Source organism: Pseudomonas sp. MONT-RG-20F-20-E-7-02 (assembly GCF_022662395.1).
Lineage (GTDB): Bacteria > Pseudomonadota > Gammaproteobacteria > Pseudomonadales > Pseudomonadaceae > Aquipseudomonas.
In genome coordinates, this window is the sequence record NZ_JAKNQN010000038.1 from 1 (window position 1) to 488 (window position 488).

Genomic DNA, 488 nt, shown 5'->3' on the forward strand with positions numbered 1-488 from the left:
GTGATCGTGGTGACCGCCGCTTTTGGATCGGTAACCAGGTTTTCGAAGTTACCACCTGCAGTTTTGGCGATGGTGGTGCTGACGGTGGAGCCGTTGTTGTAGACGTCGTTCGCTGGAGTGTGGAAAACCGTGGAGCCTGCGGAGTCGCCGGCTTTGATGGTGATCGTCTGGCCGTTGCTCAGCGTTACGGTGACGTCGGTTTGCGCCTTGTTAGTCAAGGTTGCGGTGTAGGTGATGTCGCCACCTTCAACGACCGATGCTTTGTCGGCAGTCAGGGAAACGGTGGTGTTATCAATCGAGTCGGTGATCGTGGTGACCGCCGCTTTCGGGTCGGTAACCAAGTTCTCGAAGTTACCGCCGACAGTTTTGGCGATCGTAGTGCTGACGGTGGAACTGTTGTTGTAGACGTCGTTGGCCGGGGTGTGGAATACCGTCGAGCCTGCGGATTCACCGGCTTTGATGGTAATGGTTTGGCCATTCGAAAGCGT

At 56.1% G+C, this 488-nt stretch carries 1 protein-coding gene; it reads right to left on the reverse strand.

From position 1 onward, the window contains the following. Nucleotides 1–488 (reverse strand): immunoglobulin-like domain-containing protein (locus L8I05_RS29420; RefSeq protein ID WP_242176720.1); only part of this gene is annotated, 488 nt, incomplete at both ends.